Annotated in this window: 26 protein-coding genes and 2 tRNA genes; 24 read left to right on the top strand and 4 right to left on the bottom strand. The window is 73.6% G+C overall.

Features of this window, described 5'->3' with window-relative positions; genetic code table 11:
• Positions 1-27: 27 nt before the first annotated feature.
• Both wrbA and IU369_RS11570 read left to right on the top strand, forming a co-directional pair.
• Positions 28-627, top strand: a complete 600-nt coding sequence (wrbA, locus tag IU369_RS11575) for an NAD(P)H:quinone oxidoreductase (RefSeq protein ID WP_217921136.1) — start codon at positions 28-30, stop codon at positions 625-627.
• On the top strand, positions 624-1,625 hold the full coding sequence (locus IU369_RS11570; protein ID WP_217921135.1) for an alcohol dehydrogenase catalytic domain-containing protein: 1,002 nt from the start codon (positions 624-626) through the stop codon (positions 1,623-1,625). Before wrbA ends, IU369_RS11570 begins: the two co-directional genes overlap by 4 nt.
• A 14-nt stretch (positions 1,626-1,639) precedes the next feature.
• Here the strand turns inward: IU369_RS11570 and IU369_RS11565 are convergent, their stop codons facing one another.
• The gene (locus tag IU369_RS11565) at positions 1,640-2,053 is read right to left on the bottom strand and encodes a thioesterase family protein (protein WP_217921134.1); all 414 of its coding nucleotides are present in this window, start codon (positions 2,051-2,053) and stop codon (positions 1,640-1,642) included.
• Positions 2,054-2,169: 116 nt separating this feature from the next.
• On the opposite strand from IU369_RS11565, the gene IU369_RS11560 reads away from it, so the two are divergent.
• The 12 genes from IU369_RS11560 (at position 2,170) to IU369_RS11505 (ending at position 11,942) form a co-directional block, all read left to right on the top strand.
• Positions 2,170-2,242 (top strand) — tRNA-His (locus tag IU369_RS11560).
• Positions 2,243-2,260: 18 nt separating this feature from the next.
• Positions 2,261-2,342: transfer RNA gene (locus IU369_RS11555), tRNA-Leu, on the top strand.
• Positions 2,343-2,374: 32 nt separating this feature from the next.
• Positions 2,375-3,805 carry a trigger factor gene (gene tig, locus IU369_RS11550; RefSeq protein ID WP_217921133.1) on the top strand — a complete coding sequence of 477 codons (1,431 nt, stop codon included), beginning with the start codon at positions 2,375-2,377 and terminating at the stop codon, positions 3,803-3,805.
• Between the two features lie 28 nt (positions 3,806-3,833).
• Entirely contained in the window at positions 3,834-4,418 is a 585-nt protein-coding gene (gene clpP, locus IU369_RS11545; protein WP_217921132.1) for an ATP-dependent Clp endopeptidase proteolytic subunit ClpP, read from the top strand.
• 20 nt (positions 4,419-4,438) lie between these two features.
• Positions 4,439-5,710 (top strand): ATP-dependent Clp protease ATP-binding subunit ClpX, encoded by a 1,272-nt coding sequence (clpX, locus tag IU369_RS11540; RefSeq protein ID WP_217921131.1) that lies wholly within the window; start codon positions 4,439-4,441, stop codon positions 5,708-5,710.
• Positions 5,711-5,726: 16 nt separating this feature from the next.
• Positions 5,727-8,258, top strand: coding sequence for a valine--tRNA ligase (locus IU369_RS11535; protein WP_217921130.1), 2,532 nt, complete (start codon positions 5,727-5,729; stop codon positions 8,256-8,258).
• Positions 8,255-9,598, top strand: coding sequence for a bifunctional folylpolyglutamate synthase/dihydrofolate synthase (locus tag IU369_RS11530; RefSeq protein WP_217921129.1), 1,344 nt, complete (start codon positions 8,255-8,257; stop codon positions 9,596-9,598). Before IU369_RS11535 ends, IU369_RS11530 begins: the two co-directional genes overlap by 4 nt.
• Positions 9,599-9,623: 25 nt before the next feature.
• Positions 9,624-10,313 (top strand): hypothetical protein, encoded by a 690-nt coding sequence (locus IU369_RS11525; RefSeq protein WP_217921128.1) that lies wholly within the window; start codon positions 9,624-9,626, stop codon positions 10,311-10,313.
• Positions 10,306-10,716: a nucleoside-diphosphate kinase gene (ndk, locus tag IU369_RS11520; RefSeq protein WP_217921127.1), complete on the top strand. Its 411-nt coding sequence runs from the start codon at positions 10,306-10,308 to the stop codon at positions 10,714-10,716. The genes IU369_RS11525 and ndk overlap by 8 nt, the downstream gene beginning before the upstream one ends.
• 22 nt (positions 10,717-10,738) lie before the next feature.
• A complete protein-coding gene (locus IU369_RS11515) occupies positions 10,739-11,347 on the top strand; it encodes a Maf family protein (protein ID WP_217924365.1) in 609 nt (202 codons plus the stop codon).
• Complete coding sequence (locus IU369_RS11510; RefSeq protein ID WP_217921126.1) at positions 11,344-11,598, top strand: hypothetical protein; 255 nt, start codon at positions 11,344-11,346, stop codon at positions 11,596-11,598. Before IU369_RS11515 ends, IU369_RS11510 begins: the two co-directional genes overlap by 4 nt.
• Positions 11,595-11,942, top strand: a complete 348-nt coding sequence (locus tag IU369_RS11505) for a hypothetical protein (RefSeq protein WP_217921125.1) — start codon at positions 11,595-11,597, stop codon at positions 11,940-11,942. Before IU369_RS11510 ends, IU369_RS11505 begins: the two co-directional genes overlap by 4 nt.
• 953 nt (positions 11,943-12,895) lie before the next feature.
• Here IU369_RS11505 and IU369_RS11500 read toward each other — a convergent pair.
• Both IU369_RS11500 and IU369_RS11495 read right to left on the bottom strand, forming a co-directional pair.
• A complete protein-coding gene (locus IU369_RS11500; protein WP_217921124.1) occupies positions 12,896-13,219 on the bottom strand; it encodes a hypothetical protein in 324 nt (107 codons plus the stop codon).
• A 44-nt stretch (positions 13,220-13,263) separates the two neighbouring features.
• A complete protein-coding gene (locus IU369_RS11495; protein WP_217921123.1) occupies positions 13,264-13,482 on the bottom strand; it encodes a hypothetical protein in 219 nt (72 codons plus the stop codon).
• Between the two features lie 197 nt (positions 13,483-13,679).
• Here IU369_RS11495 and IU369_RS11490 point away from each other — a divergent pair, with 197 nt between their 5' ends.
• Genes IU369_RS11490 through IU369_RS11460 form a run of 7 tightly spaced genes read left to right on the top strand, consistent with a single transcriptional unit; the run spans position 13,680 to position 21,825 of the window.
• Positions 13,680-14,726, top strand: a complete 1,047-nt coding sequence (locus IU369_RS11490; protein ID WP_343233240.1) for a rod shape-determining protein — start codon at positions 13,680-13,682, stop codon at positions 14,724-14,726.
• Between the two features lie 13 nt (positions 14,727-14,739).
• Positions 14,740-15,666, top strand: a complete 927-nt coding sequence (gene mreC / locus IU369_RS11485) for a rod shape-determining protein MreC (protein WP_217921122.1) — start codon at positions 14,740-14,742, stop codon at positions 15,664-15,666.
• A complete protein-coding gene (gene mreD / locus IU369_RS11480) occupies positions 15,663-16,244 on the top strand; it encodes a rod shape-determining protein MreD (protein ID WP_217921121.1) in 582 nt (193 codons plus the stop codon). The genes mreC and mreD overlap by 4 nt, the downstream gene beginning before the upstream one ends.
• Positions 16,245-16,249: 5 nt before the next feature.
• Positions 16,250-18,199 carry a penicillin-binding protein 2 gene (gene mrdA / locus IU369_RS11475; protein ID WP_217921120.1) on the top strand — a complete coding sequence of 650 codons (1,950 nt, stop codon included), beginning with the start codon at positions 16,250-16,252 and terminating at the stop codon, positions 18,197-18,199.
• The gene (rodA, locus tag IU369_RS11470; protein ID WP_217921119.1) at positions 18,199-19,371 is read left to right on the top strand and encodes a rod shape-determining protein RodA; all 1,173 of its coding nucleotides are present in this window, start codon (positions 18,199-18,201) and stop codon (positions 19,369-19,371) included. The genes mrdA and rodA overlap by 1 nt, the downstream gene beginning before the upstream one ends.
• 8 nt (positions 19,372-19,379) lie before the next feature.
• Positions 19,380-20,255, top strand: coding sequence for a DUF697 domain-containing protein (locus tag IU369_RS11465; RefSeq protein WP_217921118.1), 876 nt, complete (start codon positions 19,380-19,382; stop codon positions 20,253-20,255).
• A 49-nt stretch (positions 20,256-20,304) separates the two neighbouring features.
• The gene (locus tag IU369_RS11460; RefSeq protein WP_217921117.1) at positions 20,305-21,825 is read left to right on the top strand and encodes an Rne/Rng family ribonuclease; all 1,521 of its coding nucleotides are present in this window, start codon (positions 20,305-20,307) and stop codon (positions 21,823-21,825) included.
• 37 nt (positions 21,826-21,862) lie between these two features.
• Here IU369_RS11460 and IU369_RS11455 read toward each other — a convergent pair whose 3' ends face one another.
• Positions 21,863-23,452 carry an ABC transporter substrate-binding protein gene (locus IU369_RS11455; RefSeq protein ID WP_217921116.1) on the bottom strand — a complete coding sequence of 530 codons (1,590 nt, stop codon included), beginning with the start codon at positions 23,450-23,452 and terminating at the stop codon, positions 21,863-21,865.
• A 111-nt stretch (positions 23,453-23,563) separates the two neighbouring features.
• On the opposite strand from IU369_RS11455, the gene rplU reads away from it, so the two are divergent.
• Genes rplU through IU369_RS11440 form a run of 3 tightly spaced genes read left to right on the top strand, consistent with a single transcriptional unit; the run spans position 23,564 to position 25,101 of the window.
• Positions 23,564-23,863 (top strand): 50S ribosomal protein L21, encoded by a 300-nt coding sequence (gene rplU, locus IU369_RS11450; RefSeq protein ID WP_217921115.1) that lies wholly within the window; start codon positions 23,564-23,566, stop codon positions 23,861-23,863.
• A gap of 18 nt (positions 23,864-23,881) precedes the next feature.
• Positions 23,882-24,148, top strand: coding sequence for a 50S ribosomal protein L27 (gene rpmA, locus IU369_RS11445; protein ID WP_217921114.1), 267 nt, complete (start codon positions 23,882-23,884; stop codon positions 24,146-24,148).
• Positions 24,149-24,168: 20 nt separating this feature from the next.
• Positions 24,169-25,101 carry a GTPase gene (locus tag IU369_RS11440; RefSeq protein WP_217921113.1) on the top strand — a complete coding sequence of 311 codons (933 nt, stop codon included), beginning with the start codon at positions 24,169-24,171 and terminating at the stop codon, positions 25,099-25,101.

Below are 25,101 nucleotides of genomic sequence, written 5' to 3'. Positions count from 1 at the left end.
TCCACTTTCAACGCGGGGAGTCACAGCATGGCGAAGGTCGCGATCATCTACTACAGCGCCACGGGCAATGTGCACCGGCTGGCCCACGCGGTCGACGAGGGCGCCCGCACCGCCGGCGCCGAGACCCGGCTGCGCCACGTCGCCGAGCTCGCCCCCAAGGAGGCGATCGCCGCGAACGACGCCTGGTCCTCGCACCGCGACGAGGTGAGGGACGACCCGACGGCCACGCTCGACGACCTGGAGTGGGCCGACGCCTACATCTTCGGCACGCCCACCCGGTTCGGCAACGTCTCGTCGCAGCTCAAGCAGTTCATGGACACGACGGGCGGCCTCTGGGCCCAGGGCAAGCTGGCCGACAAGGTCGCCGCCGGCTTCACCAGCAGCCAGAACGCCCACGGCGGGCAGGAGTCGACGATCCTCGCCCTCTACAACACGTTCCACCACTGGGGCGCCCTGATCGCGGCGCCGGGCTACACGTCCGAGCGCGGCTACCCGGCCGGCGGCAACCCGTACGGCGCGAGCAGCGTCAACGGCGTTGACGAGGCCGAGCTCGACTACGCGCGGTACGTCGGCGAGCGCGTCGCCACGCTGGCCGCGAGGCTCGCACCGGTAGCCTCCGCCGTGTGAGGGTCGCGGTGTACCACGGCGGGGGACGGGTCGCTCTGGAGGAGCGGCCCGACCCCGTCGCGGGCGCCGGCGAGCTCGTGGTGCGCATGAGCGCCTGCGGGCTCTGCGGCAGCGACCTGATGGGGTGGTACCAGGACCCGCGCGCGCCCGTCGTCCTCGGGCACGAGCCGGTCGGCGAGGTGGTCTCCGCCGGCCCCGGCGCGCCGGTGGAGGTGGGGGAGCGCGTCCACGTGCACCACCACGTCCCGTGCATGACCTGCGCGCTCTGCCGCGCCGGGCGCCACACGCTCTGCGCCACGTTCCGGGCGACCCGCATCGACCCCGGCGGCCTCGCGGAGCTGATCCGCGTGCCCGCCGAGAACGCCCGGCTCGACGTCCTGACCGTCCCCGACGGCCTGCCCGACTGGGCGGCGACGCTGATCGAGCCCCTCGGCTGCGTGCTGCGCGGCCAGCGCTGGGCGGGCGTCGGGCCGGGCGCCCGCGTGGCGGTGGTGGGGGCGGGGGCGATGGGCCTCCTCGAGATCGGCGCGGCGCGCGCGGCCGGCGCCCGGGCCGTCGCCGCCGTCGAGCCGCGGGCCGACCGCCGGGCGCTCGCCGCGGCGGCGGGCGCCGTCATCCCCGACGGCGACGACGCGGCGGCCGTCGCCGAGGCCCTCGACGGGCCGGCCGACCAGGTCTTCGTCTGCACGACGGCGCCGGACGCCATCGCGGGGGCCCTCCACATGGCCGGCCCCGCGGGCGTGGTCCAGCTCTTCGCGCCGCCGCGGCCCGGCACGCCCGTCCCGCTCGACCTCGGGGCGGTGTTCTTCCGCGAGGTCACGATCCAGTCGACCTACTCGGCGGGTCCCCTCGACACCCGCGACGCGCTCGCGCTGCTCGCCTCCGGGGCGATCGACGCGGGGCCGATCGTCTCGCACCGCCTGCCGCTCGCCGACGTGGAGGAGGCGTTCCGCCTCGCCCGCTCCGGGACGGCGGTCAAGGTGGTCGTCGAGCCGTAGCCCCGGCGGGCGGGTCAGCCCGCCTTCCGGGCCACCCCCGCGTCGAAGCGGTCGCGGTCGACGACGAAGCGCCGGTGCGTCCCCGCGCAGATCCGCTCACGGGCGTCGTCGGCCTCGACCGAGAACGTCAGGGCGCGGCCCTCGACCGCCTCCAGCCGCACGCGCGCCACCACCTCCATGCCGGGCGGCGTGGCGGCGTCGTGGCTCAGGTCGACGTGGACGCCGAGCGAGACCTCGCCGGGGTCGAGGTGCGGCGCGATCGCCCGGATGCACGCCCACTCCACGAACCCGACCATGAAGCCGGTCGCGAAGACCTCCGGCATCCCCGCGAACTCCTCCGACTCGGGGTAGAGGTGGGGGACCGTCTTGGTCGCCGGGACCGTGAACCTCAGCTCGTGCTCGATCCCGGGGACGAGGGTGTCGCGCATCGGTGCTCCTCCGGTGGCCGCTCGACGCGGCCCATTCTGTCGTCTCGCGCGGGGGTGGGGCCGCGCCGCGCATCTCCGCTATGCTCCGCACCGGCGGGCCCCCGGCCCGCCCCATGGTGGACGTAGCTCAGCTGGTAGAGCTCCTGGTTGTGGTCCAGGCGGTCGTGGGTTCGAATCCCATCGTTCACCCCTCGGCGCCTGTTTCCGGCGGGTGTGGCGGAACTGGCAGACGCGCTAGGTTTAGGTCCTAGTGGGGCAACCCTTGGAGGTTCGAGTCCTCTCACCCGCATACATCAGACAGACCTGGGCGAGGACGCACGCATGCCGCTGACCGCAGAAGTCACCACCCTCGAGGAGAACCGCGTCCGCCTGGACGTCGCCGTCCCCGAGGACGAGGTCCAGCGCCGCATGGACCGTGCCGTCCGGCGGCTGGGACGCGAGGTCCGCGTCCCCGGGTTCCGGCCCGGCAAGGCGCCCGCCGAGGTCATCATCCAGCGCATCGGCCACGACGCCGTCGTGCAGGAGATGCTCAAGAGCGCCCTCGGCGACTGGTACTCCGAGGCCGTCGCCGAGACCGGGATCGTCCCGATCGACGACCCCGACCTCGACCTCGAGGGCGTCCCGGAGGCCGGCGACCTGACGTTCACGGCGACGGTCGACGTGCGACCGAAGGCCACGCTCGGCGACTACGCCGGCGTCGAGGTCGGCAAGGCCGAGGGCGAGGTGCCCGAGGGCGCGCTCGACGAGCAGATCGAGCGCCTCCGCCAGCAGGCCGCGCGCCTGCAGGTCGCCGACCGCCCCTCTGCGACGGGCGACTTCGTCGTCATCGACTTCGACGGCTCCGTCAACGGCAAGCGCATGAAGAACGCCACGGCGCGCGACTACCTCGTCGAGCTCGGCGGCGGCCGCCTCGTGCCGGAGTTCGACACCGCTTTGACCGGCGTCAGCGCCGGTGACACGGTGTCATTCCCCGTCTCCTACGGCGAGGGCGACGGACGCCCCGAGCTGCGCGGCACCACCGTCGACTACGACGTGACCGTGAAGGCCGTCCAGGAGAAGCTGCTCCCCGAGGTCGACGACGAGCTGGCCGTCGCGGTCAGCGAGTTCGAGACCCTCGACGAGCTGAAGGCCGACCTGCAGCGCCGCCTGCAGGAGTCGGTCGACGCGCAGGCCGAGGAGCTCTACCGCCGGATGGTCATCGACGCCGTCACCGAGCGCTCGAGCGTGGACGTGCCCGCCGTCATGGTGGACCGTCGCATCGGCACCATCCTGCAGGGCACCGCCGACCAGCTCCCCGAGGGCGTCTCCTTCGAGCAGTACCTGCAGGCCACCGGCCGCACGCTCGAGGAGATCGTCGCGGAGCTGCGCCCCGACGCCGAGCAGGCCCTGCGCCGCGAGCTCGTCGTCGAGGCCGTCGCCGACGCCCAGGCGATCGAGGTCTCCGACGAGGAGATCGAGGAGCAGGTGCGCATCGACGCCGAGGCCACCGGCCGCAGCGTCGACCGCCTCATGCACGACCTCAGGGACCACGGGGGCTGGGAGGCGCTGCGGCAGGACATGCGGCTCCGCAAGGCCGTGGACCACATGATCGAGAGCGCGACCGCGATCCCGATGGCGCAGGCCGAGGCGCGCGAGCGCCTGTGGACGCCCGAGGACGAGCGGAGGAAGACGGCGGCCGCGGCCCCGTCGGAGCCGTCGGAAGGGAAGCCGGCCCCCGCGGGGAAGCTCTGGACGCCCGGCGACCCCCGTTGACCCGCACCACCGGAACGGAGCCCCACGCATGAGCCCACTGATCCCGATGGTCGTCGAGCAGACCTCGCGCGGCGAGCGGTCCTTCGACATCTACTCGCGCCTGCTCAACGAGCGGATCGTCTTCCTGGGGACCCCGGTCGACGACCAGATCGCCAACCTCATCGTGGCGCAGCTCCTGCACCTCGAGAGCGAGGACCCCGACAAGGACATCTCGCTCTACATCAACTCGCCCGGCGGGTCGGTGTACGCGGGCCTCGCGATCTACGACACGATGCAGTTCATCAAGCCGGACGTCTCGACGATCTGCGTCGGCATCGCGATGAGCATGGGCGCCCTGCTGCTCGCCGGCGGCGCCCCGGGCAAGCGGATGGCGCTGCCGAACGCCAAGATCCTGATCCACCAGGTCTCGAGCGGCTTCAGCGGGCAGGCGACGGACATCGAGATCCACGCCCGCGAGATCCTCGACCTGCGCAGCCGCCTCGACGAGATCATCGCGAAGCACACCGGGCAGTCGCTGGAGAAGGTCTCCAAGGACACGGAGCGCGACTTCTTCATGAGCAGCCCGGAGGCCAAGGAGTACGGCATCGTCGACCGGGTCATCGAGAGCCACTAGCCCCCCGGCGCCCCGAACCGATGCCGAAGTCCCCCGAGACCAACGAGCAGCTCCTCTGCAGCTTCTGCGGCAAGTCGCAGCGGCAGGTCAAGAAGCTGATCGCCGGTCCCGGCGTCTACATCTGCGACGAGTGCATCGACCTCTGCAACGAGATCATCGACGAGGAGCTCACGACCCCGGTCACCTTCGACCCGGAGTCGCTCCCGCGCCCGCGTGAGATCTACGACGTCCTGAACGACTACGTGGTGGGGCAGGAGGAGGCCAAGCGCACGCTGGCCGTCGCCGTCTACAACCACTACAAGCGCGTCAACATGATGAACGCGGGCGACTCGGACATCGAGCTGCAGAAGAGCAACATCCTGCTGCTCGGCCCGACGGGGTGCGGCAAGACCCTCCTCGCCCAGACGCTCGCGCGCATCCTGAACGTCCCGTTCGCGATCGCCGACGCCACGGCGCTGACCGAGGCCGGCTACGTCGGCGAGGACGTCGAGAACATCCTCCTCAAGCTGATCCAGGCCGCCGACTTCGACGTGAAGAAGGCCGAGACCGGGATCATCTACATCGACGAGGTCGACAAGATCGCGCGCAAGGCGGACAACCCGTCGATCACGCGCGACGTGTCGGGCGAGGGCGTGCAGCAGGCGCTCCTCAAGATCCTGGAGGGCACCGTCGCCTCGGTGCCGCCGCAGGGGGGCCGCAAGCACCCCCACCAGGAGTTCCTCACGATCGACACCACCAACGTCCTCTTCATCTGCGGCGGCGCGTTCGCGAACCTCGAGAAGATCATCGAGCGGCGGATCGGCCACAAGGGCGTCGGCTTCGCCGCCGACGTGCGGAGCCGCCACGAGGAGGACCCGCACGACCTGTTCAGCGAGGTGCTCCCCGAGGACCTCATGAACTACGGGCTGATCCCGGAGTTCATCGGCCGCCTGCCGGTCATCTCGGCGGTCCACCAGCTCTCCCGCGACGACCTCGTCCAGATCCTCACCGAGCCGAAGAACGCCCTGGTGCGCCAGTACCGCCGCTTCTTCAGCTTCGACGAGGTCGACCTGGTCTTCGCCGACGACTCGCTCAACGCGATCGCCGACAAGGCGCTCGAGCGCGAGACGGGCGCCCGCGGCCTCCGCTCCATCATGGAGGCGGCCCTCCTCAACGTCATGTTCGAGCTCCCGTCCCGGGACGACGTGCGCAAGTGCGTGGTCACCAAGGAGACGATCGAGAAGGGGCTCCCGCCGACCCTCGTCACCGAGGCGCCCGACCGGGCCGCCGAGGCCGGCGGGGAGTCCGCCTAGTCCCCCCGGGTCCGTCGTGACCACCGCTCCGACCCGGTTCGACCCTGCCCAGGTCGAGGCTCGGTGGGACGCCGCATGGCGTGAGGCGGGGGTCGGCCACGCCGACCCCCACAGCGACGCGCCGTCGTACGCGATCGCGATCCCGCCGCCGAACGTGACGGGCGTGCTCCACATGGGGCACGCGCTGAACAACACGATCCAGGACCTCCTGATCCGCACGCGGCGGATGGCGGGGCACGAGACGATGTGGATCTGCGGCACCGACCACGCCGGCATCGCGACGCAGGCCGTCGTGGAGAAGGCGCTCGCCGCGGAGGGCATCCGGCGCGCCGACCTCGGGCGCGAGGAGTTCGTGCGCCGGGTCTGGGAGTGGAAGTCCGAGTACGGCGGCCGCATCATCGACCAGCTCCGCCGCCTCGGCTGCACGCTCGACTACGAGCGCGAGCGCTTCACGATGGACGACGCCTACGCGCGCGCGGTGCTGCACGTGTTCGTCGACCTGTTCGAGAAGGGCTACATCTACCGCGACCGGTACATGGTCAACTGGGACCCGGGCCTCGGCTCGGCGATCTCGGACCTGGAGGTCGAGGACCGCGAGGTCACCGACACGCTCACCGGCATCGCGTACCCCCTGACCGACGGCGACGGCGAGATCGTGGTCGCGACGGTCCGGCCGGAGACGATGCTCGGCGACACCGCCGTCGCGGTGAACCCGGAGGACGAGCGCTACCGCCACCTGGTGGGGCGGACGGTCACCCTGCCGCTGGTCGGCCGGGAGATCCCCGTCATCGCCGACGACCACGTCCAGCCGGAGTTCGGGACGGGTGCGCTGAAGGTCACCCCGGCGCACTCCGGCGACGACTTCGAGATCGCCCGCCGGCACGGCCTCGAGGCGATCAACGTGATCGGCGAGGACGGCCGCATGACGGCCGCGGCGGGGGAGGCGTACGCCGGCCTCACGCCGGCCGAGTGCTCGGCGAAGGTGGTCGAGGACCTGCGGGCGCAGGGGCTGATCCGCTCCGAGCGCGACTACACCCACGTCGTCCCGTTCTCCCACCGCTCCGGCGCGCGCGTCGAGCCGCTGGTGTCCCTCCAGTGGTTCTGCGACATGACGCGGCTCGCCGCCCCGGCGATCGCCGCCGTCGAGGAGGGCCGCGTCCGCTTCACCCCGCCGAAGTGGGGCGAGGTGTACCTCGACTGGATGCGGGAGATCCGCCCGTGGTGCGTGTCGCGCCAGCTCTGGTGGGGCCACCAGATCCCCGTCTGGTACCGCGGCGAGGAGGTCTACGTCGGCCTGGAGGCGCCGGAGGGCGACGGCTGGGAGCGCGACCCCGACGTCCTCGACACCTGGTTCAGCTCGGCGCTGTGGCCGTTCGCCACGCTCGGGTGGCCGGACCGCACCCCCGAGCTCGAGAAGTTCTACCCGACGCAGGTCCTGTCGACGGCCCGCGACATCATCTTCCTGTGGGTCGCCCGCATGGTGATGATGGGCGTCGAGTACATGGGCACCGAGCCGTTCTCGGACGTCTACATCCACTCGGTGGTGCAGGCGCCCGACGGCCGCCGCATGAGCAAGTCGCTCGGCACCGGCCTCGACCCGCTGGAGCTGATCGACCGCAACGGCGCCGACGCCCTCCGGTTCGGCCTGCTGATGATGTCGAGCACCCAGGACGTGCGGTTCAGCGCGGACCGCATCGACCAGGGCCGGCAGCTCGTCACGAAGCTGTGGAACGCCTCGCGGCTGGTCATCGACCGCGGCGGCCGGGTCGTCCCCGAGGCGCCGCCCGCGTCGACCCTCGCCGACCGGTGGATCGCGTCGCGCGTCGACGACGCCGTCGCCCGGGGGCGCGAGCTCACCGACCGCTTCCAGCTCTCCCAGCTCGCGGACCTCGTCTACCACCTCGTCTTCGACGACTACTGCGACTGGTACCTCGAGCTGCTGAAGGCGGGCGAGGCGACGCCGGAGATGGCGGGGTACGCGCTGGAGCAGGTGCTCGCGCTCGCCCACCCGCTGATGCCGTTCGTGACCGAGGAGACCTGGTCGCGCCTGCCGGGCTCCGAGGGCCTGATGGCGCGGCACGCCCCGCCGCTCGCGCCGGGTCCGCGCGACGAGGACGCCGAGGCCGAGATCGCCGGGGTGCGGGAGGTCGTCACCGCCCTCCGCGCCTACCGCTCGACCCGCGGCCTGCCGCCGCGGACGCCCCTGGTGATGAGCCCGGCGCCGCACCCCGCCGTCGCCGCCCTCGACGCCGTCTCCGCCGCGCCGGACGACGTGGTGCCGACCCTCGTCGCGACGCTGCTCGGGGACGGCCGGTCGATCGCCGTCGGTCCCGCCGCGGACGCCGTCGACCCGGAGGTGGAGCGGGCACGGGTGCGCGACGAGCTGGCCCGCGCGGAGGCCGAGCTGGAGCGGGCCGAGCGCAAGCTCGGCGACGCCCGTTTCGTGGAGCGCGCCCCCGCCCACCTGGTGGACGGCGAGCGCGAGAAGGCCGCCCGCTACGCCGCCGAGCGCGACGCCCTCGCGGCGCGGCTCTCCGCGCTGGGGTGACGCCGGACCAGGCCCGCGCGTGGATCGCGGGGCTCGAGATCCTGGGCATGCGCTTCGGCCTGGAGCGCATCCACGCCCTGCTCGCCGCCCTCGGCGACCCCCAGCGTCACGCCCCCGCCCTGCACGTCGTCGGCACGAACGGCAAGTCGTCGACGACCCGGCTGGCGGCGGCGGCCCTCGCGAGCCGCGGCGGGAGGGTCGGCGCGTACCTGTCGCCGCATGTGACGGACTGGTCGGAGCGGGTGCAGATCGGCGGGGCGCCCCTCTCCCCGGAGGGCCTGGCGGAGGCGGCGACGGCGGTGCGCGCGGCGGCGGAGGGGCTCGACCTGGAGGAGGGCGACCGGGTCACGCAGTTCGAGGCGCTGACGGCGATCGCGTTCTGGTCGTTCCGCGCCCACGACGTGGATGCGGTGGCGGTGGAGGCCGGGCTCGGCGGCCGGTTCGACGCGACGAACGTCCTGCCGCCGAGCACGGCGGTGGTCCTGACGAACATCTCGCTGGAGCACACGCAGTTCCTGGGCGACACGGAGGCGGCGATCGCCGCCGAGAAGCTCGCGGTCGCACCGGACGGCGCGGACCGGCTGGTGCTCGGCCCGTTGAGCGCCGCGGCCCGGGCGGCGGTCGACGACATCTGCGCCGCGCGGGGTCTGCGGCCCGTCCGGTACGGGGAGGACCTGGTCGCCCGGGACACGCCCGGCGGGGTGGAGGTGGTGACCCCGCGGGCGCGGTACGAGGGCCTGCCGCTCGGCCTGCGCGGGGCGTTCCAGCGCGAGAACCTGGCGGTGGCCCTCGCCGCGGCGGAGATGGTCGCCGGCGGGCCCCTGGACGTCGCCCCGTTGCGGGAGGCGGTCGCCCGCGTCGAGGTGCCGGGGCGGCTGGAGCTGTTCGCGGGGCGGCCGGACGTGGTGATCGACGGCGCCCACAACCCGGCGGGCATGCGGGCCCTGGCGGACGCGCTGCCGGAGGTGGTCGCGGGCCGCGGCCCGGTGACGGCGGTGGTGTCGGTGCTGGGGGACAAGCGCGCGCTGGAGATGGTGGAGGCCCTCGGCGGCGTCGTGGACCTGGTGTTCACGACCCGGTCGAGCCACGCGCGGGCGGTCGACGCGGTGGAACTGGCGGGCCTCGCGGGTGACGTGGGGGTGCCGGCCTGGGCGGTCGACGACCCGGCGGCGGCCCTCGCGGAGGCGCGTGCGGCGGCGGGCCCGGACGGCGTGGTGGTGGTCGCCGGGTCGCTCTACCTGCTGGCGGACCTGCGGGCGGCGCTCGTGGCGGAGGGGATGGGGACCCCTGCTACACTCGCGCCCGCCCGGAAGGGCACCGACCCCCCCGAGGCGAACTAGTCCGCATGGCCAGAGCAGAGGCAGCATGATCGCGTCCGTCCTGACGGCACAGGCCGGCGGCGACACGAGCGACCCGTTCGAGTCCATCTCGGGCTTCTTCGACTCGGCCCTGTGGAGCGCGATGAGCGTGCTCCTGCAGATCTTCGTGGTGTTGTTGTGGCTGGCGCTCGTCTACTGGACCTACCAGGACGCCCGCCGCCGCATCGAGGCGCCCCCCGTCGTCGCCGGGTGCGTGGCGCTGTCGGTGCTGATCCCGTTCCTCGGCACGATCATCTACCTGATCGTCCGCCCGCCGGAGTACCTCGACGAGGCCCGCGAGCGCGAGCTGGAGCTGCTCGCCCTGGAGCAGCGGCTCGGTGAGCTGGGCGACGCCGAGGGGCAGCAGATTGTGGGGCGGATGCTCGCCCGCGAGGGGATGACCCCCGGCAGCGACGGCATCGCGACGGCCCGTGCCCTGCGCCAGGCGGGGGTGGCCTCGCACGACGAGGTGCGCGACCTCGACCAGAGGCTGACGGAGCTGGAGTTCCGCCTGCGCCTGCTCGACACGTCGTCGGCGTCGGCGTCGGCGTCCGAGTCGCCGGCGGCCGCGCGGGCGCGTTCGCGCCGTTCGCGTGAGCTGCCGGACAGCACGACCCCCGAGAGGGACAGCAGCGGCGACACCGGCAGGACCGGGCGCTGGAGACGACCACGAGGTGACCAGGAAACGTATGAGTGAGCGATCGTTCGTGATGGTGAAGCCGGATGGCGTGGCGCGTGGCCTGAGCGGGGAGATCATCTCCCGCATCGAGCGCCGCGGGTTCACGATCCTGGCCATGCGCAAGACCGTGATGGAGCGCTCCGCCGCCGAGGAGCACTACGGCGAGCACCGGGAGCGGCCGTTCTTCGGCGAGCTCGTCGAGTTCATCACCTCCGGCCCCGTCGTGATGCTCGCCGTGGAGGGCTCGGAGGGTGCCGTGAAGGCGCTGCGGGACATGATGGGCACCACGAACCCGCTCGACTCCGCCCCCGGGACGATCCGCGGCGACTACGCCCTCGAGGTGGGGGAGAACGTGATCCACGGCTCCGACAGCCCCGAGTCGGGCGTCCGGGAGCTGGCGCTGCACTTCCCCGGCCTCTGAGCCGGGCGCGGGGGACCGCGGCCTGATCCTGCTGGCGTCCGGGTCGCCCCGGCGGCGTGAGCTGCTGGGGTTGCTCGGCCTGCCGTTCCGCGTGGTCGTGTCGGACGCCCCCGAGGGGGCGGACCCCCTCGCGAACGCGCGGGCGAAGGCGCGGGCCGTCGCGGAGCGGGAGGGCGTGCCGCCGGGCGGCGCGGTGCTCGGCGGCGACACGGAGGTGCTCCTCGACGGGCGCGCCCTCGGCAAGCCCGCCGACGTCGCCGACGCGCGGAGGATGCTGACCGCCCTGTCGGGCCGCTCCCACGTGGTGGAGACGGCGATGGTGCTGGTGACCGCCGCCGGTGAGCACGAGGTGCGGGATCGCGCGACGGTCCATGTCCGTCCGGCGTCGGACGCGGGCGGCGCGGTGCTCGACTGGTATCTCGCGACCGGCGAGTGGCGGGACCGTGCCGGCGCGTACGCGGTGCAGGGGGCGGGCGCCGTCCTCGTCGAGCGGATCGAGGGCCACCCGTCGACGGTGATCGGTCTGTCCCTCCCCGCCCTGACGGCGATGCTCCAGGAGGCGGGCCTCGCGCCGTGGGGTGCCGCGCCGCCATACTCCGCCGACGACCCGGGCCCGGAGGGGGACACGTGACCGAGAAGCTCTACGCGATCATCCACGAGGCCGACGGCGACACGATCTGGCGCTGGCAGACCGGCCGCAAGGCGAAGTTCGTGGAGTACGGCGGCTACCAGAAGGCGAAGTCCCTGGCGGAGGGGGCGGGGTCGATCCTCGCGCTGTGGGGGTCGCAGTACGGCCACCGCGGCGTCCCCGGCGACGCGAGCGAGGCCGACATCCAGGCGGCCGTCGAGTACGCGATCGAGCGGCGCGACACCCACGCATGACCGATCCCGACCGCCACCAGGACTTCCTGGAGCTGCGCCAGATCCTCCTCTGGCAGTGGGACCCGCTCGGTTCACGTGACGCGTTCCCGCATGCCGCGGGGGAGTACGACGAGTACGCGTGGGAGTTGCTCAGCCTGCTCGAGCACGAGGCGAAGGTGGACGCGGTCGCCGCCTACCTGCGCACGGTCGAGGTGGAGTCGATCACCGTGGGGGTCGCCGACGAGGAGCGGCGGCGGGTGGCGGAGGGCATCGCCTACTGGTTCCTCCACCGCCGCAGTCCCGCCAACGAGGCCCGCCACCCCCTGTCGTCCGCCGCCGGGCACGCGGGGGCCACCCCCGCCTGACCCGGGGTGGCGCGTCGGCCGGCCGGTGGCGCCGCCGCCGCCGCCGAGCCACCGTCCCTCGCGGAACCAGCGGCGCATCGTCCGCACCGTCGGGGGGAGGGCGTCGCCCCGCCGTGCGCGCTCCCGCAGCCGGGCGCTGACCCCGGCGGGGGGCTGGCCGGCCGCGAACGCCGCCTCCGCCTCACGGCGGAGCGCCGGCCAGCTGTACGACCCGGGCCGGGGACGCTCGGCCGGGGGCGCGGTGAGGCGGGCCCGGTGGACGTCGAGCGCCCGCGCCCGCCGTCGTGTCATGCACCCCGCCGCCTGCCAGACGTTCATGAGCGACACCACGAGGTCCCGTCCCGCCCTCCGGGCCTGGAACTCCGTGGACCGGTGCGCCTCGCACAGCCACACCCGGACGCCACACGGCAGGTGCAGCTCGGCCCGCGGCCCCTCGCCCGGCCCCATGCAGATGGCGCACGGGGGACGGGACCCCATCCCCCGCGCCTTGTAGAACGACGTCGCCATGAGGGGATCCTGGAGGACCCCGACCGACACGTGACCCCCGGGGCGTGTCGACCCCGTGCCCTCCCCGTGCCGATCCTCGTCACGACCGTCCTCCCGGGGCGCCCCCCGTCCGCTGAAATCCCGATCGGTCCCGCGGTCGAGGTCCGATTGGACCTCGACACCCCGTCATTCCCCCGAGGCCTCGTCGGCACCTATCCGGAAACCCCGTTGGTCTGGCCATCGGGGATCGCAGATCGGTCGCGTCGCCCAGGCCCAATCGGACCCACGACGACGCCGCGGCCTCCGCGATCCGGCACCGGCGCCCGTCTCATCCTGGTTCCCGTTCGATCGGTCCCGTCATCGAGGTCCAATCGGACCCAGGACGACACCGGGGCCGCCGCCGGACCCGGGACCGTCGCCGGCGTCGCCGCTCCGCCCCCGGCTCTGGCGACGGGCCCCCTCCGCCCTCAGCGCCCCCCGGGGGCGGAGCCGGTGCCTCCGCAGGTGACGCAGGGGTGCCGGCCGACCTCGTAGGTGATGTCCTGGATCCTCTGACCGGTCCCGCCGCAGGACGGGCAGGCGCCCTCCCGTCCGAGCCGCTCCCGTTTCGCCCGGGGGCGCTCCCGGGTCGACCGGGCCACGATGACCGCGGTAACGACGCAGACCGCCGCGAGGACGTAGGTGACCCTCCGGTCCACCGTCACGGACGCGACGGCGGTCGCCGCCGCCACGGCGGCGAGGACGGCGACGCCGACCGCGCCCCGGTGGCCGTTCGTCCGATGTGACTCCACGACCCCGACCGTACCGCCCACCCCGGCTCCGGGGCGGGGGATCGCTAGAACAACGGGGGGTACCGGTCGAGCAGGTCCGCGTGCCGGCGGGCGCGGTCGCGCTCCGCCAGGACCGACGGATCGCCCGCCTCCTCCTTCAGCCTCCGGAGGGTCGCGAGGATCTGCTGACGCCGCTCCTCACGCACCTTCTCCTCGCGCTCCGCCCGTCGCACGGCACGCCGGTAGGAGCTGTTGTCGTCGGCGAAGAGCGGGGGCGGGGGCATCCGACAAAAGGTAGCGGAGAGGCCCCCCGGCGCCACGCCGTGCCGGACTCGGGTGGCGGGCCGGACGAAGGGGCGGTACGGTGGTCGCGGCCCGGGGCACGGAGACGGATGCCCGGAATGGTGTGCGTTCGTCTAGAATCCCGCGCTTTGCAGGGTCGCTTGCGGCCGCAGACGCCACACTCAGGGGGAGGCGACCGATCGGCTTCTGGAGCTACCTGACCGGTTTCGGCGGACGAGACATGGCCGTCGACCTCGGCACCGCGAACACGCTGGTGTACGTCCGAGGCCGTGGGATCGTGCTCTCCGAGCCGTCCGTGGTCGCCATCGACCAGCGCTCCGGCGAGGTGCACGCCGTGGGCATCGAGGCCAAGCGCATGCTCGGCCGCACCCCCGGCAACATCAGCGCCATCCGCCCGCTGAAGGACGGCGTCATCGCCGACTTCGACGTGACGGAGCAGATGCTCCGCCACTTCATCCAGAAGGTTCACCAGAACCGGTGGGCGCACCCGCGGGTCGTGGTCTGCGTCCCCTCCGGCGTCACCGGCGTGGAGAAGCGCGCCGTCGAGGAGGCGACCCTCTCCGCCGGCGCCCGTAGCGCGTTCCTCATCGAGGAGCCCATGGCCGCCGCCATCGGGGCGGGCCTGCCCGTCGCCGAGCCGACCGGGAACATGGTGGTGGACATCGGCGGCGGCACCACCGAGGTCGCCGTCATCTCCCTCGGCGGCATCGTCGTCGCACAGTCGATCCGCGTCGGCGGCGACGAGCTCGACGAGGCGATCATCAGTTATGTCAAGAAGGAGTACAAGCTGATGATCGGCAGCCAGACCGCGGAGGAGGTGAAGCTCGAGATCGGCTCCGCCTACCCCCTCCGGGAGGAGGTCCAGGCCGAGATCCGGGGTCGCGACATGATCACGGGACTCCCGAAGACCGTCGTGCTGTCCTCCGAGGACGTCCGCGACGCCCTCGAGGAGCCCCTCCTGCAGATCATCGACGCCGTGAAGAGCACGCTCGACAAGACACCGCCCGAGCTGGCGTCGGACATCATGGACCGCGGGATCATGATGGCCGGCGGCGGGTCGCTGCTGCAGGGCCTCGACGAGCGCCTCCGCCGTGAGACCGAGATGCCGATCCACGTGGCCGAGTCGCCGCTCACCTGCGTCGCGGTCGGCTCCGGCCGTTCGCTGGAGGAGTTCGAGGTGATGCAGAAGGCCGCGTCGAACGGACGGCACCGGAAGCGCTACTGAGGAAACCCGCCTGATGTCGACGACCGGGAGCACCGGCATCGCGCGCCGGCGGGCGACCCTCCGCCGCGCCGTCATCGCCGCACTCGTGATCGCATGCCTCGCGATCTTCACCGGGTACTTCCGCGAGTCGTCGGGTGGGCCCCTGCACGGTGCGCAGAGCGCCGCCGCGAGCGTCGTCACCCCCGTCCAGGAGGTCGCGACGCGGGCGGTCGAGCCCTTCCGCGACGGCTGGGGCTGGCTGACGAGCCTCCGCGACGCCCGCGACCGCGCCTCCGCGCTCGAGGCCGAGGTCGAGGAGCTCCGCGGCCGCCAGGTCTTCGACGCCGTCCGCGAGCAGCGCCTCACGGAGCTCGAGTCCCTGCTCGGGGTGGAGCAGCTCATCGACACCGAACGCGGGCTCGGCGGCTACCGGGTCGAGGTGGCGCTCGTCAACACGCGCTCCATCACCGACTGGTACCGCAACGCCCGCATCACCAAGGGCTCCTCCGACGGCATCGTCCGCAACTCGCCCGTCGTCGCCGGCACGGGACGGGGGGCGGCGCTCGTCGGCGTCGTCACCTCCGTGACCGCGAACTCCGCGGACATCGCGTTCATCACCGACGGGCGCACCGAGGTCGGCGCCACCGTCCCCGAGGCCGGGTCGTACCCCGGGCTCGTCCGGTCGACCAGCCCCGGTCAGCTCAGCCTCACCGACATCCCCCGCGAGGCCCCCGTCAAGGAGCTCCAGGCGGTCGTCACCCGCGGCTTCTCCGGCGGCGGGCTCCCCTCGATCTACCCCCCGGGCCTCCCGATCGGCCAGATCACCAGCGTCGGGCGCCAGGAGGTCGACGTCGCGTTCACCGTCCAGGTGACCCCGTACGCCGACCCGCGCCGCCTGTCGTACCTGGCGGTGCTCGTGCCCGAGAGCCCCGAGGCGCAGCGACGGGCGGAGGGCCGGTGACCACCGACCTCCGCACCAGCGTCGTCGGGCCGGCCACGCGCCGCCCGCCCACGCGCCCCGGGGGCGCCGGCCTCGGCTGGGTCGCCGCGATGGTCGTCATCGCCGTGCTGCTCGAGGTGTCGGTGATGCCGTACGTCAACGTCGCCGACGGCATCCCCGACCTCATCGCCCCGACCGTCGTCGTCGTCGCCCTGCTCCGCGGCACGCTCGTCGGGGCCGTCACCGGGTTCTCCGCCGGCCTGCTCGTCGAGCTGACCGCACCCGTCGGCACCCTCGGCGTCCTCGCCCTGCTCTACCTGGCGGTCGGCGCGTGGTGCGGCCAGTACTGCGAGCGGGAGGAGTCGTCGAGCCTGCTCGCGCCGCTCGGCCTGTCGGTCGTCGCCGCCCTCGCCGTCCAGATCGGCTACATGCTCTTCCAGCTCCTGCTGGGCAACCGCATGCCGGCCTCGGAGTTCGTGGCCCAGGTCCTGTTCCCGACCCTCGCCCTCACCGCCCTGCTGAGCCCGCCGGTGCTGCTCGTCGCGCGCCGCCTGCTCGGCCGGCCGCGGGTCATCGAGTTCTACGGGACGACGACGTGACGACCATGCGCCCACGCCGCGGCAGCGGCGTCGGGGGCGGCTGGGCGCCGGCGCTCACCCCCCGCACCGCCGTCCGCATCGCCATCCTCGGCGGCATCGCCATGGCCCTGCTCGGCCTGCTGCTCGTGCGGCTCTGGTTCCTGCAGGTCATCAGCGGCGAGCAGTACGCCGAGCGCGCCGACGGCAACCGCCTGCGCACCGTCATCACCGAGCCGCCCCGCGGCAACATCCTCGACCGCAACGGCACGGCCCTCGTCACCAACACGACCGGCGAGAACGTCACCGCACGGCCGCGCGAGCTGACCGGCGCCCGCCGCCGCCAGGTGATGACCCGGCTGTCGCCGCTGCTCGGCACCCCCGTGGCGGAGCTGATGGAGCGGATGGAGCTCGGCGACCAGCGGCCCCTGGAGCCGGTGATCCTGGCGCGCAACATCGACCCGCCGCTCTACCGCTACCTCGCCGAGTACCGCCGCGACTTCCCCGGCATCTCGCTCGCCGAGACCTACCTGCGCGCCTACCCCGAGGGCAGCGTCGCCGCCCACGTCCTCGGATCGACGGGGCGCATCACCCCCGAGCAGATCGCCGACTACCGGGCGCGCGGCTACTCGGGCAACGAGACGATCGGCACCGACGGCATCGAGCAGCGGTACGAGCGCTTCCTCTCGGGGCAGCCGGGGCGGGCCGTCGTCGAGGTCGACGCCAGCGGCGAGCCGCGCGGCCGCGAGTACGTCTCCCTCGACAGCCCCGTGCCGGGCCGCGACATCCAGCTCTCCATCGACCTGCCGACCCAGCGGGCCCTGGAGGCGGCACTCGCCGACGCCGCCGAGAAGCAGGGCGCCCCGGGCGCGTCGGGCGTGGCGCTCGACCCCAACACGGGGGAGGTCCTCGCCATCGCCTCCTACCCGACCTACTCGCCCGAGGTCTTCGTCAAGCGCAACGAGAAGGCCGTCTCGCGGCTGCTCAACGACGAGCGCACGCCGCTGCTGAACCGCGCGATCGGCGGTGTCTATCCGGCGGGGTCGACGTTCAAGCCGATCACCGCCGCGGCCGCGTTGCAGACCGGGCAGCTGAGCGTCGGCGAGGAGATCGAGTCGTCGTCGTCGGTCACGCTCTACAAGCAGGAGTTCGACAACTTCCGGGGCAACTCGCACGGCTTCGTCACGCTGCCGACGGCCCTGCAGGTCTCGAGCGACACCTACTTCTACCAGGTGGCCGACCGGCTCTACCGCGCCCAGAGCGAGCGCAACAAGGACTACCCGCTGATGGACGAGGCACGGGCCTTCGGCCTGGGTGACACCACCGGCATCGACGTCCCCGGCGAGCGCGCCGGCACCGTCCCGGACCCCGAGTGGAAGAAGCAGGCGTTCGCCGGCATCAACCCCGCGACGGGCGAAAAGTTCACCGACTTCGACCGGAGCTGGCTCGCCGGCGACACCATCCAGCTCGGCATCGGGCAGGGCTACCTGCTCACCACGCCCCTCCAGATGGCCGTGGCGTACTCCGCGATCGCGAACGGCGGCACCGTCGTCACGCCGAGCGTCGCCCGCGAGGTGCAGGACCCCAACGGCCGCGTGGTGCAGGAACTCGCCCAGGGTCGCCCGACGCGGCAGCTCGACCTGCGCCCCGAGTACATCACCGCGCTGCGGCAGGGCCTCTTCGAGGCCGCCAACGGCCCCGACGGCACCGCGACCGCCGTGTTCGGCAACCTGCCCGACGGCCAGAAGGTCGCCGGCAAGACCGGCACCGCCGAGCAGTTCAGCGGCGACGACAAGCGCGACCACTCCTGGTTCGTCGGCTACGCCCCCCACGACAACCCCGACATCGTCGTCTCGGTCGTGATCGAGCGCGGCGGCACCGGCGCCAACGCCGCCGCCCCCGCGGTCTGCACGACCATGGCCGCCTGGGAGGACTTCGACCCGGGCCTGTGCGGCGTGCCCGTCGAGGAGACCAACTGATGACCACCATCGCGCCCCCGCGCTCCACCCGCAGCGGCATCCCCGACCGCGTCCGCTCGGCGGTCGTCGGCATGGACTGGCTGCTGCTGCTCGCCGTCGCGGGCATCACCGCGTTCAGCGTCTTCGTGATCGGCAAGACGACCGAGAACGACGTCCCGGGCGACCCGCGCTACTACCTCGACCGCCAGCTCCTATTCGTCGCGATGGGCAGCCTGTTGCTGATCGTCGCGATGCGGGTCAACCTCGAACGGCTCGCGCGCTGGGCGTGGGGCCTCTGGGGCAGCCTGCTCGGCGCCCTCGCGGTCGTGTTCGTGATCGGCAGCGCGGTGAAGGGGTCGAACCGGTGGATCACCATCGGGCCGCTGAACATCCAGCCGTCCGAGGTCGGCAAGGTCGCGATCGCGGTGATCCTCGCGGGCATCGCGATCGAGCGGATCGACGCCGTCGGCACGGCGCGGTTCACGCTCTTCCTGACCGGCGTCGCGGCGTTCCCCGCGATCGTCGTGTTCCTGCAGCCCGACCTCGGGACGTCCCTCGTCTACGGGGCCGTCCTCGCGACCGTCCTCTTCCTGGTGGGCGTCCCGTGGTCGCACTTCGCGGTCGCCGGGTCGCTCCTCGCGATCCTGATCCTGGCGGTGCTGTGGGTGCTGCCCACCGCCGGCGTGAAGGTGCTGCAGGACTACCAGGTGGAGCGGTTGACGGCGTTCATCGGCGCCGAGCGCGACACCAGCGACGCCGGCTACCAGCTCGACCAGAGCAAGACGGCCATCGGATCGGGCGGGGCGATCGGCAAGGGGCCGGAGGGCGCGACCCAGGCGAACGGCGACTTCATCCCCGAGCACCACACCGACTTCATCTTCGCGGTGACGTCCGAGATGTTCGGTTTCGTCGGGGGCGGGGTGCTGATCCTGTGCTTCGCGCTGGTGCTCTGGAGGGGGTTGCGCACCATGGCGCGGGCCTCCAGTCAGGTCGACATGCTCGTCGCCGGAGCGATCGTCGCCATGATCGGCTTCCAGGTCTTCGTTAACATCGGCATGACCGTGGGAATCATGCCGATCACCGGAATCCCCCTACCGCTCATGAGCTACGGCGGGAGCCACACCATCTCCACCCTGATCGCCATGGGCCTGCTCCTCGGGATCCATCAGCGCCGCTCGGCCGTCCCGGGATAGCGGGCGGCGTGGGAGCAATCGGACTCGCCTCGCGCGGAGCGAAGGTCGTACGGCCCCTGTCGGAGGCGATCCGCGCGGCCGACGACCTGTCGCAGGACGGTGGCGAGATCGCCGTGCTCCCGGCCGATCCGGCCGCGACGGCGCGGCTGCGGGAGATCCTCGGCACGCCCGCCCCGGCCCCCAGCGAGGACGCCCTCGCCGTCGTCGCGCTGACGCCCGGCCACGACGTCGGCCCGTCCGCCGCCGCGCTGGCGCACCGCCGCCGGTCCGGGGGCGGCGCCCTCGCGATCGTCACCGGCGACGCCGTGGAGCGCGCCGCGCTCGAGCGGCGGGTGCTCGACGGCCACCGCCTCGAGCCCTCCAACGTCGCCCACGTCACGTCCCTCGACGACGACGGCGCCGACCGCGTGATCGACGCCGTCCTGCGCGTCCTCGGCGACGAGCTGATCGCCGCGGGCCGCCGCAACCCGGGTCTGCGTCCCGCCATCGGCCGCATCCTGGTCACGCGGGCGTCCCGGCGCTCCGCCGCCGTCGGCGCCCTGCCGCTGCCCGGCGTCGACATGCCCGTGCTGGTGCTCATCCAGATCCGCCTGGTGGCGGACCTCGCGGCGCTGCACGACCGTCCGTTCGGCGCCGAGCGCGCCGTCGAGGCGCTCGCCGTGGTGGGCGCCGGCTTCGGCTGGCGCGCCATCGGGCGCAGCGCCTCCGCATTCGTCCCGGTCGCGGGGTGGGCGGTGCGCGGCACCGTCGCCTACGGCGCGACCCGCGCCATCGGCGAGGCCGCGCTCGCGCGCCTCTCCGCCGGCCACGAACTCATCGAGGGCCCGGCGATCGACAAGGCCCGCCCTCTGATCGATCGCGTCACCGCGAAGCTGCGCCGGTGACGCCCCATTCCGAGGGGAGACTCTCCTGAAGAAGCAGATCCTGGTGTCGGTGGACCGTGCCGAGACGCGAGTCGCGATACTCGAGGACGGCCGCGCGGCCGAGTGCTACATCGAACGGCGTGGCCACCGATCCGTCGTGGGCCACGTCTGGAAGGGCCGGGTCGAGAACGTCCTCGCCGGCATGGAGGCCGCGTTCATCGAGATCGGCCTCGAGAAGAACGGCTTCCTGCACGTCGACGAGGTCGTCGCGATGGGGGTGCCGAAGCGCAAGCGCCAGATCGCCGAGCTGCTGAAGCGCGGTGACGAGGTGCTGGTGCAGGCGACGAAGGACCCCATGGGCACGAAGGGCGTCCGCCTGACGATGCAGCTGTCGCTGGCCGGGCGCTTCGTCGTCTACGTGCCGTTCGGCGACGGGGTCGGCGTCAGCAAGCGCCTCCCCGACGACGAGCGGGTGCGGCTCCGCGCGATCTGCGCGGCGTTGCCGCTGGAGACGGGCGGCCTCATCGTCCGCACCGCCGCCGCCGGCGCGTCCGCCCGCGAGATCGCCCGCGACCTCGCGTTCCTGAAGCGCCTCTGGCAGACCCTGCAGGAGCGCGGCGAGCTGGCGAAGGCGCCGACGCTGCTCTACTCCGAGGCCGACATCTCGCTGCGGGTCATCCGCGACCTCCTGAACACGGACGTCGAGGAGGTCCTGGTCGACGACGAGGCCCAGCACCAGCGGATCACGGGCTTCCTGCGCCGCACGTCGCCGGAGATGGCCGACCGCGTCCGCCACTGGACGGGGGAGGGCACGCTCTTCGAGGCGATGGGCGTCGAGGCCGCGGTGCGCTCGACGATGGAGCGGCGCGTGCCGCTGTCGTCCGGGGGCTACCTCGTCATCGACGACACCGAGGCCATGACGGTCATCGACGTCAACAGCGGCCGCAACGTCGGCCGTGGCGGGTCGCGTCTCGAGGACACCATCACGAAGACCAACCTCGAGGCGGCCACCGAGGTCGTGCGCCAGCTCCGCCTGCGCGACATCGGCGGCATCATCATCATCGACTTCATCGACATGGACGACGAGCGCAACCGCAAGGCGGTGAAGGCCGCGCTCGACACGGCGCTGGCGGGTGACCGCACGCGCACCTTCGTCGTCGACATCTCACCGCTCGGCCTGGTCGAGATGACCCGTCAGAACATCTCCGACGGGCCCCGCGAGATCATGACCGAGGTCTGCCCGACCTGTCTCGGCGTCGGCGTCGTTCCGAGCGACGAGACGCACGCGATCACCATCGAGCGCGAGCTGCGGCGCACGCTGGCCGGTCGCGCGTCGGACCGCGTCGCCGTGGTCGTGCACCCCCGCATCGCCGACGTCCTGACCGGTGAGGACGGTGCCCGCCAGGCCGACCTCGAGGCCGAGACGGGCGTGAAGATCGACCTGGAGCGCGACGGCTCCATGAAGCTCGACGCGGTCCGCGTCCGGGCCCTCGAGGAGCCGGCCGCCGCGGGGTCCACCCCGGCGGCGGCGGCGTCGACCGGGCGGGGCGCCTCCGCGCGCCGCCGGGTCTCCTCCCGCTCCACCACCTGACGTCCGGCCGGGCCGGCCCCCCGCGGGCCGGCCCGGGTCAGGGCACCCGCGCCCGCATCCAGAGGAAGCCGTAGACCTGGTGCGGCACGTAGCCGGCGACGCGGCGGGAGACGATGTCGCGGCGGACGGTGTTGGCGAACGGCGCCCACGCCGCCCTCCGGGCGACCGCCGCCTCGACCCCCTGCCAGCGCCGCGCCCGGGTCGCGTCGTCCCACGTCGCGGCGGCCGCGGCGATGCGCCGGTCGAGGGCGTCGTCGTCGAGGAGCGCGTAGTTCAGGGTCGCCCCCGGACGGATGCCGTCGCCGGAGAGGAGCAGGGGGAACCAGTCCGCCGCGTCGGGGTAGTCCTGGCGCCAGCGCGCGTACCCGATCTGGGAGGGGGCCGCGGGGTCGGCGAGCGTGGCGAGCAGCGTCGTGCGCTCCCACAGCCGCGACGTCGCCCGCAGGCCGATCGCGTCGAGGGTGCGCGCGAGGCGGGCGGTGACGTCGGGGGAGGGGGTGTTCGTCTGGCCCCACACCGTCACGTACGCCCCGGTGGCGCCGGCCTGCGCGACGAGCCGGCGGGCGGCGGCCACGTCGGGCGCGGGCGCCGCGGGCGTGACGCGACGTCCCGGGACGCCGGGCGGGAGGACCTGCGCCGTCGGGACCGCCTGCCCCTCGAACGCCTTCGCCAGGGCGGCCCGGTCGATGGCGAGGCCCACCGCGCGGCGCACCCGCACGTCGTCGAACGGGGCGCGGCGGGTGTTCATGAAGAAGTAGTAGGTCGTGCCCTCCACGTGGCGGCGCACCCGCGCGGCCGGTGACGCCGCCGCAGCGGCGACGTCGTCGCCCGACGGCCGCGGCTGCACGTAGTCGGCCCGCCCGCCGCGCACCAGCGCCGCGCCCTCCTCGGGGGAGAGGCCGAGGCGCACGCTGATCGCGTCCGGCCCCGCCGCGCCACGGGTCGCCGCGCCGGGGGCGTAGCCGGGGTTGCGGGCCAGCTCGATCCCCGCGCCCGGGGTGTACGCCGCGACCCGGTACGGGCCCGCGGAGGCGAGTCCCGGGCCCGCCTGCGGCGTCGCCGGGGTGCCGGCGGGCAGCGCGAACGCGAACGGCAGCGCCAGCACCCGCAGGATCGCCGGGTCGGAGCGCACCAGCCGCACCTCGAGCGTCCGGGCGCCGTCGCGCGCGACGAGGCCCGGGATGCCGCCGCTGCGGGTCGCCTCGAACCGCGTCGCGCCCGCGATGCTCCGGAAGAGGCCGCGACCAGGGGAGCCCGCCAGGAACAGGCGCTCGATGCTCGCCTTCAGGTCGGACGGCCGCACCGCCCGGTTCGCCGGCGGCCCGAAGCGGGCGTCGCGGCGGACGCGGAAGACCAGGCGGCGGCCGTCGGCCGAGACGGACGGCATCGCCTGCGCCAGGGCCGGCACCACCTCCGCGCCCGCGGCGCCCGCGGCGTGGCGGTAGGCCACGAGGCCCTCGCCGGCGTTGACGAGCACCTGCCAGCTCTCGGTGTCGTAGGCGATGGCGGGGTCGAGACTGTCGGGGTCCTCGGCGGCCGCGACCACCAGCGTCCCCCCCGCGGCCGCGGCCGGGAGGGCGCAGACGAGGGCCGCCACGACGGCGGCGGCGCTGGGGATGTGCCTCACGGCGCGGTTCTACACGGCGTGGGCCGGTGGTCAAAGGGGCACGGTGCGTGGCGGTCGGCCGCGCCGATCGCTAATATCCGCCGTCGCTCGTCAAACGGTCAGGACAGGAACGTGCCGAACTACGCCGTCATCGCCCTCGGGGGCAAGCAATACCGTGTCCGCGAAGGGGAGACCCTGCTCGTGGACCGCCTCGCCGAGGAGGAGGGCGCCAGCTTCGCGCCGCGCGTCCTCGCCACCGGCGACTCGGACGGGATCGCCGACGGCGGGACCGTCAGCGCGACCGTCGAGGAGCACGTGCTCGGCACCAAGATCCGCGTCTTCACCTACAAGCCGAAGCGCAACTCGAGGAAGACCCGCGGGCACCGCTCGCGTCTCTCCCGGGTGCGCATCGAGTCGATCACCGCCGGCTGAGGGCAGGGGAGCTCCGACATGGCACACAAGAAGGGTGGCGGCTCCAGCCGCAACGGGCGTGACTCCAAGCCGAAGATGCTCGGCGTGAAGGCCTTCGGGGGCCAGGTCGTCCCCGCCGGGTCGATCATCGTCCGCCAGCGCGGCACCCGCTTCAACCCGGGCCCCGGCACGGGCATCGGGCGCGACCACACGATCTTCGCGACCGTCACCGGCCGCATCGAGTTCACGACGGGTCACAAGGGGCGCCGCATCTCGGTCCACCCCGAGGAGCCCGCCGCCGTCTGAGCGGGGGGCGCGGCGCGGCGGTGCCCTTCACGGACAGAGCTCAGATCAACGTGGAGGGCGGCCACGGCGGTAACGGCTGCATGTCGTTCCGCCGCGAGCCCAAGATCCCGAAGGGCGGACCCGACGGGGGCAACGGCGGGCGCGGCGGCAAGGTCGTGCTCGTCGCCGACGAGCAGGTCACCGACCTCTCCCGCTTCCGCCACGCCGTCCACCACCGTGCGCCGAACGGCGGCCACGGCGAGGGCAAGAACCGCCACGGGCCCGCCGGGTCCGAGCTGATCGTGCCCGTCCCGCCCGGCACCCGGGTCATCCGCGACGGCCACACCATCGCCCAGCTCGACGCCGTCGGCGACCGCGTGCCCGTCGCGCGCGGCGGCGACGGCGGCGTCGGCAACCGGGCGTTCCGCAGCTCCACCCACCGCGCCCCCCGCACGACCGTCCCCGGCGGCCCCGGCGAGGAGGCCTGGATCACCCTCGAGCTGCGGCTGCCGATCGACGCGGCGCTCGTCGGGCTGCCCAACTCCGGCAAGAGCGCGCTCCTCGAGGCGCTCACCGGCGCCGCCGTGGTGGTCGCCGCCTACCCGCAGTCCACCCGCGAGCCGGCCTTCGGTCCGCTCGAGGACGAGGACGGCGTGCTCTACACCCTCGCCGACCTGCCGGGGCTCGACGCCGAGGGCGTGCACCGCCGCGACGGCCACCTCGAGCAGCTCGAGCGCGCCCGCCTCGTGATCCACTGCGTCGACGCCGCCGACCCCGAGCCCGCCGCCGACCGCATCGCCCGCGCCGAGGCCGGCCTCACCACCTTCATCCCCCCGGACGCGGTCCGCCTGCTGGTGGCGACCCGCGCCGACGAGGAGGGCGCGGACACGTCCTTCGCCGACGTCGCCGTCGACGCCGTCACGGGGACGGGCGTCCCGGAGCTGCGCGCACGCATCCTGTCGGCCCTCTCCTAG

This window comes from Miltoncostaea oceani, assembly GCF_018141545.1.
GTDB lineage: Bacteria > Actinomycetota > Thermoleophilia > Miltoncostaeales > Miltoncostaeaceae > Miltoncostaea > Miltoncostaea oceani.
This window is presented reverse-complemented; position numbering and strand designations above follow the sequence as displayed.